Source organism: Blautia sp. BIOML-A1, assembly GCF_009883055.1.
Taxonomy (GTDB): domain Bacteria; phylum Bacillota; class Clostridia; order Lachnospirales; family Lachnospiraceae; genus Blautia_A.
This window is the reverse complement of the sequence record NZ_WWVR01000005.1, coordinates 111937-120202: the sequence shown is the minus strand read 5'-3', so window position 1 is coordinate 120202 and position 8266 is coordinate 111937. Positions and strand designations below refer to the sequence as shown.

Below are 8266 nucleotides of genomic sequence, written 5' to 3'. Positions count from 1 at the left end.
GATTCCAGTAGTACCGCTTTATAGCGGGCCAGTAAAAGTGCTTGCGATACCGCCCTTTGGGGCGAGCAGTAACAATGGCCCTTTGGAGGGCCAGGGATAAACCACCAGTTGAACTCAACATCATAAACTTAAGATTAGATATTACACATTTATATTATCCTGCTAAAAACTCATTTCAAAAGGGCAGATTAAAACGAAGAGAAATCTTCACAGAGCTCCTTCTGTATACTTTAACAACTTAAAATGCCCATAATCTCCCTTTAAACGGAGAATGGGCATTTTAAAAGCTACTCTTTTGATTGTTTTTATATTTATTTGAGATGTTTTTTCTACGCTCTTTTCCAGGTAGTTCCCTTATGGGAAGTACATAGCGCTCCATTTCTTCCTGTAGTTCTCCAAGTTTTTTGATCCGCTTCTTTTCCTCCGGTTCCAAAAGGATTTTTAGCATAGTCTCTTTGAAAAGACCGATGGCTACATTTTCATTGGTATGCATGGGATATTTATTCCTGTTTTCCCGTCCTGCTGCTGCGGCCTCTTCGTCCGCACTGTTCCGAATGTCCTGAACCATGTTATATACTAAAACCTGCGCCCAAAAATCCTGGTGCACATATACTGTGGCTTTCCCTGTTACACTTTCAAATTTCATTTTGTTTTTTAGAGTATTGTATTTCTTCTCAATTTCCCATCTTTGGTAATATAAATCCGCTAATTCTTCTGCGGTAATTGTATCCGGAAGATCTGTCATCAGCGCAAGTTCATTCCCGGAGGGAAGAGTCGATTTTGATATTCTTACCAGCGTGCTCCCTTTCTTTTGCATCTGTTCATATCGTTCCGGATGTTTTTTTCGTATTTTTTGTAGGCGTGCAGATGAATGTTTTAAAATGACTTTTTCATCTGCCGACTGCATCCGTTTACGTTCTGCCATATAATCGTTGGATGAAAGACGGATCAGATAATGAATCCCTTCCGTTTCCAGAAAGTCAATAAACTCTAAGGAAGGATAACCGCGGTCAAAAACTGCGACAACCGGCTTCCTGATTCCAAATTTTTTTAATTGTTTTAAGTTTCTTTTTGCCAGTTCGTTTTCACTGATGCAAATATGTTCAATTTCAATATCCAGGTAAAAATGATTCAAAACATCATACATTCCGCTTACCAGTGCCCGTACCTGCCCTTTCCCGGAATGCTGGTTGCCGCTGTTTCCAAATGCTTCCCTGTTATCCTTTGAGTTTGGAACTTCCGCCTTGCTCCCGTCAATCGCGATTAACAAATATCCTTTCCACAGTCTGGGTTCGTCAGAACGATAAAAATCCATAAGATATTTACGGTTCAGATAGGGAAAAATTTCCGGATTTAGACGTTTTCTCTGTTGTAGATATCCCTGGACAGATAACTGCATAGACAAGTCTCCTTTTTCTTTGAAATAGTTTCTAAGTTCAAATGTCGTGGTAAGCCCCTTTTTTGAAAGACAGCATAGCAACATGTCTTTTAGGGGCATTTTTCGCTTTCTCGAAAAAGCATGGTTTCCATTCTGTCTCGCATATTTTGCAATTTCCGGATCAGATAATAATGCAGAAAACTTTTGAAATCTTGTTTTATAAGATTTAATCATATACACCCCTGCCTATATTTTAACACAATGAAAGGAACCTGCGAACAGATTCCTTTCCATTTTTTCCTTAAGTTTATGATGTTGAGTTGAACTGGTGGTTGCTAACTTAAATATCATCGTTTTTTATACGAAAAACTGAGAAAATTTGAAGGAAAAACTGCCTAGAAAAAAATGCGGCTGAAAAAATCCAAACAAGGATTTTTTGCGGCCAAAAACAGAAAGTATTTATCAAAATAAAAATATCCTGAACAAGTTGCAGAGCCAGAAAGCTCTGTAACTGCCAGGATATTTTTGTTTGGTGCTGTCAGCTCTAAAAAACGTTATTTACCGACAGCTCCTTTTTTGTCGTTAAACAAATGCCGGAAGCTTATTCAGCCATTTTTTTCCGGACCAGATCAAATTCATCTGTAATCTCTGTGGATGGAGCTCTGGTAATAATGCTTACAAGGATGATCATCACACTGGAGATAAGGAAGGCCGGAAGGAGTTCATAGAAATTAAGGAAGGAAACATTTGGACGAACCAGATATTTCCATACGAACACCATAACACCGCCGGAAACCATACCTGCGAGTGCTCCCTGCCAGTTGGTGCGGCGCCAGAACAGTGCGAAAAGTACGACCGGTCCGAAGACAGCGCCAAAACCAGCCCAGGCAAAGGACACGATATTAAACACAGAACTGTCCGGATTACGGGCAATGATGACTGCGATCACTGCGATCAGAAGCAGGGTAACACGGTCTGTCAGCATCGTTTCCTGTCTTTTTTTCTTCTTCAGGATACTGCCAAGGAGGTCAGAAGAAACAGCAGAAGAAGCAGCCAGAAGCTGGGAGTCTGCTGTGGACATTGTGGATGCCAGAATTCCTGCAAGGATCGTACCGCCGAGCAGTGCCGGAAGAACACCGTAAGTACTTAAAAGATCGGCGATTTTGACGATAATAGTCTCAGAGTTAGAACCCTGAAGCATCTCAAGACTTCCTGCCTCTGTCATACCGAGACCGATCACACCGATCAGAACAGCAACAGCGAGGGAAATCACAACCCAGGTAGTTGCGACTCTTCTGGACAGAGAAAGCTTCTTTTCATCTTCGATTGCCATAAAGCGAAGGAGAATATGGGGCATACCAAAATAGCCCAGTCCCCATGCCAGCATGGAAACGATGTTGATGAGCGGATAAGCTGCTTCTGTGCCTGTTTCAGGGTTGTAAGTGGTCATCATGGTAAGATAGCCCGGCAGAGATTTTGCGTGGCTGATGACTGCGTCAGGACCACCTGCCACAGAGATACCGAAACAGAAAACAATGATCAGAGCAATGGACATGATAATGCTCTGGATAAAGTCCGTAGTGGACGCTGCAAGGAATCCTCCGAGAGTAGTATATGCTACAATGATCACTGCGCTGATGATCATGGCAGTAAGATAATTTACTCCGAATAAACTTGCAAAAAGCTTTCCGCATGCAGCAAAACCAGAGGCTGTGTATGGAATAAAGAAGATCACTATAAAAATAGCTCCGATCGACTGCAGAATCCTGCGCTCGTCTCTGAAACGATTGCTGAAAAAGGATGGTAAAGTGATAGAGTTTCCTGCCACATGTGTATAGAGGCGAATTTTTTTTGCCACGATTTTCCAGTTAAGGTATGTACCGATTGCGAGTCCGATTGCGGTCCAGCCGGCGTCTGCGATGCCGGAAAGATATGCGAGACCGGGAAGACCCATTAAGAGCCAGCTGCTCATGTCAGAGGCTTCTGCACTCATTGCAGTTACCAGCGGCCCAAGTTTTCGACCACCCAGATAGAAATCTGAAGTATCGTTGTTTTTTTTGGAACACAGATATCCGACAAAGAGCATTGCACCAAGATAGACAATGATTGCAAGCATGATACAGATGTGTGCTGTTGTCATAAGTTCCTCTCCCTTCTGAAGTTAAGATGCATAAATATGCATCTGTTAATATGCACATACATACAATATTATTAGAAAACCTTTTAAAAGTAAAGAAATTTTTGGGTAAAGAAAACTTCTTTTTTAAAAAAAAATAATTGATGAAAAAAGTGCCGAAAAAGCCGCAGAAACAATGGGGAAAGTGAAACAAAATGCCAAAAAATCTGTCGAATTTTTTCATTAATTGTCTGACGAATGTGGTTGACGAAAGAGGAGATTCTTCTTAGAATAAATATGAAACCTATAGTATTGCACAAACGGAGGATGGAAAATTGGAAAAAAAGACAGAAGTTGTAATTGTAAATTACATCGAAAAAATGCTGGGAGAAAGGAGAGAAAAGATAATTGAATCTGATGAATATATCCGGCAGGATATAGAGGATCTTAAGGAACTGGAAGAAAGATACGCCAGTATGAAGATTCCATATATGTTTCGAAGGGTGATAGATGACTATATTGCCTGCATGGAATCAAAGAGTGAAAGATATGCAGATCTTTCTTATATTAAAGGTATGGGAGATGCGATTTCACTTCTCAAAAACATAGGTGCCCTGAATAGTCAGGAGACACTGAGCATGAATGTGGAATAATTAATAAAACAATATCCTTTATGCAATAAAAGAGTATATTTATTTTATATTTCAAAAGGCATAGCCGGGGAAATCCGGTGACGCAAAACTATAGGGTCTAAGCAAAAAACAATGTATGACAGCCAGTTGCAACTACAGGATAATTATAGATCTTTTAAAATCAAGCAAAAGATAAACAATCAGTAATGAAACGACTATAAACAGTTACAGACAATTCACAAATAAATGACGATTATACATAGGTTAAGGGCTCACAGATGATCAGATGAAATGATTATCTGTGAGCCCTTTTAAGATGTTCCATAAATGGACCTGAGGGGAATCGAACCCCTGTCCGAAAGCCTGTCCCTTGCGGTATCTCCCATCACAGTCGCTGATTTAACATTCCCTTGGCAGTACGCCCACCGACAGGCTTACTGCTTTAGTAGCTTCATGATACATCTGCCGGGGCAAAGCTTACCCGACAAGGTTTCTCACATAGTCGACACCAGATTCCTGATGTGTGAGTGCATCAGGGCTGATGAGCAGCGCTTAGGCTGCTAACGCGTACTGTTCGTCTGCGTTTATATTTAGTTTCCCGATTGATACGCAGTTCAGGAGTCTGCGGATGGCTGCCTCAACTTCGAAGCCCCCGTCGAAACCAGTACAAGCCCCAAACGTTTGGTCATAAGATCTGTAAGAATCTTCTGAAAAATACTGGTAAACAGACGATGCTTTGTTTTAACTGTTCTTTATTATATGCAATAAGCATTCTGCTTGTCAAGGAAAACAGCAGTTTTTTCTGAAATAAAAATATAAAGAGTCTGAAAGGTTAGTCTTGACAGAAATGGGTTAGATGGTATAAACTTACAATAGTTTCAATAAACTAACTGAACGGACGGGAGTGAACACAATGGAAGCACTGAGAGAGACCATATTTAATGATACATTGGATTCTGATAGGAATTCCTGCCGTGATCAGCAATACCAGCGGAGTAATATGCAGAGAAGTGCGATTATGAACAAACTTCGTCAGGCCGGCTGCAGAATTACAAAGCAGAGAAAAATCATATTGGACATCATTTTACAGGAAGAATGTACCTGTTGTAAGGAGATTTATTTTCTGGCAGCCAGGAAAGATCCAAATATTGGAATGGCTACAATTTACCGGATGATCAATCTTCTGGAGGAGATGGGAGCACTTAAGAGAAAACGTGCCTATCGCATCTGCGATGAAGAAACTATGGTAAATATCTGCAGTATCAGACTGGATGATCATACCAACGTTCGTCTGGATGGAGAGAAGCTGCGCCAGGTGATTGAAAGAGGAATGGAATCCTGCGGTTACCTGAATAACAGACGGGTAAGGAGCATTTCTGTGGAGCGTGGTGAGTAACCGCTCTTCACAGAAATTTTGAAAGGATACAGTGTAAAAGCTTATATTTTTACACATTAATGAGAAAATTTCTCAGGGAAGTAAATTGTTCTGGACTTTTGAAGAAGGAAGAATATAATGTCATTAATGTCAAAATATGGAAGCGGATTTCAATGTTCTGGCAGATGCAGCAAATGATTGAAACAAAAAATAACTTACAGGAGGTTTAAGATAATGATCAAACTTAACACAAAACACAGCGGACTTTTTGCAGCAGGAGTGGTATTTGGAACAGCGGGTATTAAAGTGCTTTCCAGTAAAGATGCAAAGAAACTTTATACGAATTGTACAGCAGCAGTTCTTCGTGCAAAGGACTGTGTCATGAAGACAGTATCCAAGGTTCAGGAAAATGCAGAGGATATCTATGCTGAGGCTAAGCAGATCAATGAGGACCGCGCTGCCGCAGAAGAAATCTTTGAGGATGCCGCAGAGGAAGAAACCGTAGAAGAGACAGAAGAAACAACAGAAGAAACAACAGAAGAAACAGCAGAAGAAACAGCAGAAGAATAAAAAACAGGAATACCTGTGGTGATGAAGATCATTGCGGGAGGAAAGATGATATGAAATTCAAAATAGAACATCAGATCAGAGGCAGGATGAGGATTCATCTCTGCCAAAAAAGAATGACCTGCCGTCAGGCAGATCAGCTGGAGTACTTTCTCAGAGGGCTTGAAGGCGTGATCACGGCAAAAGTGGCAGAACGCAATCAGGATGCCGTGATCTGTTATGATGGAGACAAGACAGAAATTCTGAAAGCTGTGCAGAGGTTTTCTTACAGTCATGCGGAGGCACCGGAAAGCTATCTTCAGAACTCCGGGCGGGAGATGAACAGTGAATACTGGGAAAAAATGGTAAATCATGTTGTGATCCATTATGGAAAGAAGCTTTTTCTTCCGATGCCGATAAGGACAGTGCTTACTACGCTACGTTCTGTAAAATATATCTGGAAAGGTGTCCGTACACTTGCCAGACGAAAGATAGAAGTTTCGGTTCTTGATGCGACAGCAATTGGAGTATCCATTTTCCGCGGTGATTTTGCAACAGCATCTTCTGTCATGTTCCTGCTTGGATTTGGAGAAATCCTGGAAGACTGGACACATAAGAAATCCGTAGATGATCTTGCAAGAAGTATGTCTTTGAATGTAAGTAAAGTATGGCTTGTGACAGAAGAAGGAGAAGTGCTTGTAAATTCAGATCGTATCAGACCGGGAGACGAGGTCAGGATCCGTATGGGAACAGTGATTCCATTTGACGGCGTTGTCACGGCCGGAGAGGGAATGGTCAATCAGGCATCTCTTACGGGAGAGTCCATGCCGGTTGCAAAACGGGAATCGAGTTATGCATATGCAGGAACAGTTGTCGAGGAAGGCGAGATTACTATCTGCGTCAAAGAAACGACAGGTTCCACCAAGTTTGAAAAGATTGTTACAATGATCGAAGAAACCGAGAAACTGAAATCAGCAGTGGAAAGTAAAGCAGAACATCTTGCAGACAGCCTGGTTCCATACACACTTGCCGGAACAGGACTTACATATCTGCTTACCAGGAATGTGACCAGGGCATTATCCATTCTTATGGTGGATTTCTCCTGTGCACTGAAGCTTGCAATGCCGATTTCTGTTCTTGCGGCAATACGTGAAGCGAACGCACACAAGATCACCGTCAAGGGAGGCAAATTCCTGGAAGCAGTTGCAGAAGCGGATACGATTGTGTTTGATAAGACAGGAACTCTGACAAAGGCACAGCCGACAGTTGTAGATGTTGTCTCCTTTAACGGAGATTCAGGAGATGATCTTCTTCGTCTTGCTGCCTGCATGGAAGAGCATTTTCCGCATTCTATGGCAAAGGCTGTCATGGATGCGGCCAGAAACCGAGGTCTGACTCATGAAGAAATGCATTCGAAGGTAGAATATATTGTGGCACATGGTATTTCTACAACGATAGATGGAAGAAAGGCTGTTATCGGAAGCCATCATTTTGTGTTTGAAGATGAGAAATGCAAAATCCCGGATGGAATGGAAGAAAAATTTGCAGAGCTTCCACCTGAATATTCACAGCTGTATCTTGGCATCGAAGGAGAACTGGCGGCTGTTATCTGTATTGAGGATCCGCTTCGTGCGGAGGCACCTGGTGTGATCCGGAAACTGCGTGAAGCAGGATTTAAACAGATTGTCATGATGACAGGTGACAGTGACCGCACAGCCAGGGCTATCGCGTCAAAGGTTGGTGTTGATGAATACTATTCTGAAGTACTTCCAGAAGATAAAGCAAGATTTATTGAGGAAGCCAGAAAGAATGGACATAAAGTGATTATGGTCGGGGATGGAATCAATGATTCTCCTGCACTTTCGGCTGCTGATGTGGGCATTGCGATCAGTGACGGAGCAGAACTTGCAAGAGAAATCGCAGATATCACGATAGGGGCAGACGATCTCTCTGTAATGGTTACCCTCAAAGAAATCAGTAACGGACTGATGGCAAAGATACACAGAAACTACAGACGCATTGTGGGAATCAACGGAACACTGATCGCACTTGGTGTGACAGGTGTGATCCAGCCAACGACTTCTGCGCTTCTTCATAATACATCTACTTTACTGATTGGTATGGATTCCATGAAATCGGTAATTTGAAAAAAGTTAAACGCAAAAAACTATTGACAGTGCAGGAAAAATATAGTACTATCCTAGTAGTTAGTTAATACT

The 8266-nt window shown here is 41.8% G+C and carries 6 protein-coding genes, 1 other RNA gene and 1 riboswitch; of the genes, 4 read left to right on the top strand and 3 right to left on the bottom strand.

Annotation, left to right across the window (positions count from 1 at the left end; all coding sequences use genetic code 11):
- Positions 1-280: 280 nt before the first annotated feature.
- Both GT674_RS04320 and putP read right to left on the bottom strand, forming a co-directional pair.
- Entirely contained in the window at positions 281-1612 is a 1332-nt protein-coding gene (locus tag GT674_RS04320; protein WP_118584333.1) for an IS4 family transposase, read from the bottom strand.
- A 367-nt stretch (positions 1613-1979) separates the two neighbouring features.
- Positions 1980-3518 carry a sodium/proline symporter PutP gene (putP, locus tag GT674_RS04315; RefSeq protein WP_161284594.1) on the bottom strand — a complete coding sequence of 513 codons (1539 nt, stop codon included), beginning with the start codon at positions 3516-3518 and terminating at the stop codon, positions 1980-1982.
- Positions 3519-3829: 311 nt separating this feature from the next.
- On the opposite strand from putP, the gene GT674_RS04310 reads away from it, so the two are divergent.
- The gene (locus GT674_RS04310) at positions 3830-4147 is read left to right on the top strand and encodes a hypothetical protein (RefSeq protein WP_161284593.1); all 318 of its coding nucleotides are present in this window, start codon (positions 3830-3832) and stop codon (positions 4145-4147) included.
- 47 nt (positions 4148-4194) lie between these two features.
- Positions 4195-4281, top strand: a riboswitch (cyclic di-GMP riboswitch).
- Positions 4282-4451: 170 nt separating this feature from the next.
- Here GT674_RS04310 and ssrA read toward each other — a convergent pair.
- Positions 4452-4800: a transfer-messenger RNA gene (gene ssrA, locus GT674_RS04305) on the bottom strand.
- Between the two features lie 239 nt (positions 4801-5039).
- On the opposite strand from ssrA, the gene GT674_RS04300 reads away from it, so the two are divergent.
- The 3 genes from GT674_RS04300 (at position 5040) to GT674_RS04290 (ending at position 8194) form a co-directional block, all read left to right on the top strand.
- A complete protein-coding gene (locus tag GT674_RS04300) occupies positions 5040-5522 on the top strand; it encodes a transcriptional repressor (RefSeq protein WP_161284592.1) in 483 nt (160 codons plus the stop codon).
- 213 nt (positions 5523-5735) lie between these two features.
- Positions 5736-6071, top strand: coding sequence for a DUF6110 family protein (locus tag GT674_RS04295; RefSeq protein WP_161284591.1), 336 nt, complete (start codon positions 5736-5738; stop codon positions 6069-6071).
- A gap of 50 nt (positions 6072-6121) precedes the next feature.
- A complete protein-coding gene (locus GT674_RS04290; RefSeq protein WP_161284590.1) occupies positions 6122-8194 on the top strand; it encodes a heavy metal translocating P-type ATPase in 2073 nt (690 codons plus the stop codon).
- Positions 8195-8266: the final 72 nt, after the last annotated feature.

Bases quoted from the DNA above. Each gene is read 5' to 3' on its own strand.
- GT674_RS04320 (WP_118584333.1), bottom strand. From the start codon at position 1,612: ATGATTAAATCTTATAAAACAAGATTTCAAAAGTTTTCTGCATTATTA.
- putP (WP_161284594.1), bottom strand. From the start codon at position 3,518: ATGACAACAGCACACATCTGTATCATGCTTGCAATCATTGTCTATCTT.
- GT674_RS04300 (WP_161284592.1), top strand. From the start codon at position 5,040: ATGGAAGCACTGAGAGAGACCATATTTAATGATACATTGGATTCTGAT.
- GT674_RS04295 (WP_161284591.1), top strand. From the start codon at position 5,736: ATGATCAAACTTAACACAAAACACAGCGGACTTTTTGCAGCAGGAGTG.
- GT674_RS04290 (WP_161284590.1), top strand. From the start codon at position 6,122: ATGAAATTCAAAATAGAACATCAGATCAGAGGCAGGATGAGGATTCAT.